1 protein-coding gene is annotated in these 2,843 nt (G+C 45.6%); it reads right to left on the reverse strand.

All coding sequences use genetic code 11. From position 1 onward, the window contains the following. A partial coding sequence (locus ACFINC_RS09070) for a hemagglutinin repeat-containing protein (protein WP_375616996.1) occupies positions 1–2,843 on the reverse strand: 2,843 nt, incomplete at both ends.

Here is a 2,843-nt window from a genome sequence, read left to right on the forward strand (position 1 = left end):
CTCACATTGATATCTTGACCGGAAAGCAGATGAGAAGCAGAAATCTTGGCTTCTCCTTGTGCGTCTAACACGATGTTGCCCGTCGCCCCAAGGATAGAGGAAACCGTTGTGGTATGCGATTGAGATGTATCGGAAGATTTCTCATGCAAAAAGCCACTTGATGACGATTGTGCTTGCTGATCCAAGTGTTCTTGGGCGCCTTTTATGACAATCTTTCCCCCAGAGTGAATGGTAATATCCGCTTGTTTCTGATCTCCTGGTGCTTTCTCTCCTGACGTTTCCTCTGCCTTACCGGCTATGAGCGTCGAGGCTACAACTTCCGTGTTGTTTCCTGAGTCAATGGCAATGCCTTCACCCCCTGTTATGCTTGACCCCACAACTTGGGACGCATCAGTCTTGTTATGCTGGGATTTACTGCTACTGAACACCCCACCGTCTTTATGATACGACATCTCATAATGTAAGCTATCCTCTGCATTGTTGATCAGGACATCATTGCTGGCTTTCAGCCCTACCTTGCCATCAGCCGCAATGGAACTACCTGTGATGCTAAGATCATGCGGTTTGCCATCCTGCCCTGCAATGACAGTGGTATCACCTCCCGATTTTATCGAAGAGCCAACGGCATGAGAGGCTTGCATATCCACTTTCGTGTTTTTGGTGCGAAGATGATACTCCATCTCATCGTTTCTCACCCCTATTGTTATCTCCCCTTGGGCACCAAGACCAACATTGCCCTTGGCATCTATATCGGAAGCAGCAATATGGATATCTTGACCTGAGATGACAGTGGTATCTTTTCCAGAACTTAAATGAGAGCCATTGTGTAAAGCAACATGAGATGTTTCACTCCCATTCTGATTGTCCATGCTGTTGCGTGTAGCATCAATCGAAACATTCCTCTCAGCTTGTAAGGAAAGATTATCCGTTGCTTGAACATCAGAGCCTAGAATATTCAAATCTTGTCCAGAGAGAAGTGTCGTCGAGCCTCCAGAGTTGACTTCTGATTTATGATGCATGGTGGCATCACCCTGCTCATCATGGTAATGGGTTTCTGCTGAACCGATCGTCAAGTTGCCTTGTTCTGTAACCATGGTAAGATCACCCCCGGTGGTGATCCCCACCCCTGAGGCTGTGATATCTTGTTTAGCAATCACGCTCGCATTGCCACCAGCAGAAAGCGCCTCGGTGTTTAATACGGTCTCCACGCCGTCAACCGTTGTGCGCCCTGCATCCAAACGAATATTCTTCTCCGCAAGGATAACAGCATCACCACCCGCCGCAAAATGCCCTCCTTGACTAAAGATATCCCCGCCATGCACATGCAATTGGTGGTTTGCCGCAATCCGCCCTGAATTGGTTATTGTGGAATTGCTTGTATTCTGGCTGGTGATATTCACATCATCGCCCATGATCAAAGCTCCAGCAGAAACAAAGGAGGCTCTGTCTTTTTCAGGGATATAAAGCACCGGTGCATAAACATCCATGCCCTTGACCTGTTGGCGCACATAAATCACCATCGGAGCTTCTAGGGACGCCAATTGTTCTTCACTCAAAGCCTCACCAAAGGGGAGATTGTGTGCTTTTGCATAGTCTGCCCCGACATCCAGCAAGGTTTTGACTTGTTCAATGGCATCACTTCCAGGAATAAAGGAACCTTTGCCCAAACCTTGCCCCACAAGATCACGCATTTGTTTTTCAATCAATTCCTTTTCGAAATAAGCATCGCCTAAGAAAAAAATCTCTCTGTCAGGATTGTAACCAATTCTGTTCAAATAATAGGCTGAGCCATAAAACTTGCCGACATCAAGAAATTCTGCCCGCGTTTCATAAATGAAATTTTGATTGGGTAGCGTGCCCCCAACCCCACCCGATTGGGGCTTTGGTAAAGGGAGCCCCTCAGACAGTTCTCCTGCATTATTGAGATCCACTTTTGGTGTAAAGAGAGCATCAACCCCGGTTAAACCACTTAAGGACTCCAGTGGTTTACGTTCAGCTGCTTGTGCTTTAAAATGCGCATCCCCTGTAATCGAACCTTCCGCTGCCGTGTTATTGAGTTGATCGACCACCAGATTTAAAGTGCCACCCGCTTGGACAAGACCAGGAACACTCTCCAAAGCTTCTGAGCGGATATGACGAAATTTGCCACCGGCTATATCTAAAGAAACATCGCGGCTTCCATCAGCTTTATAGCCATAACAATAACCATTCTGCGTATTGGCATTACAACTCATAAAGGTTTTTTTATAAGCCGTTACACCCAGATTGGTCAGCACACCAGCGTGGATATCGGCATTTCCCCCCGCTTCTATAGTGCTATAATGGTTGTCAATGGTATCAGCATTAATGATGAGATTGCCACTAGATTGTATTACCCCCGAAACAGTTGGTTTATGCGAAAATGCTTGTGTGACAGTCTTTTCTGTCATATGTGACCAATTATTCCATTGATAGCGTTCTATATTACTGTTTGTCTTGTCATATTCCCAAGTAAATGCCTTATAGACTGTTCCATCGCTTGAAATTGCGGTGCCATAGGTTCCTTCTTTGTTATTCCAAAGTTGCCAATCAAACAGAAAGTCTCGGGGACCTTCAAACCCAAACTCTCTATCAGAAAGACTTCCACTACCCCAACGATCCCAGCCCATATCGTGATATAAATTCCGTTCATTGAGTAAATAATAACCCTCTGGTTTTTGGAAAGAAATATCGCTATATTCGGTTTTTTCTGTGATGACAGGCGTGCTATCAGCTTCGTTTTTCAGGGTGTTGGTTTGGATATTTAAGTTTCCACCAGCTTGAATAAAGCCTGCTTTGTTAACAAGGGAAAGGCTTTTTCCGCT

The organism is Bartonella sp. AP58NXGY (assembly GCF_042195785.1).
In the GTDB taxonomy this organism is placed as follows: Bacteria; Pseudomonadota; Alphaproteobacteria; order Rhizobiales; family Rhizobiaceae; genus Bartonella.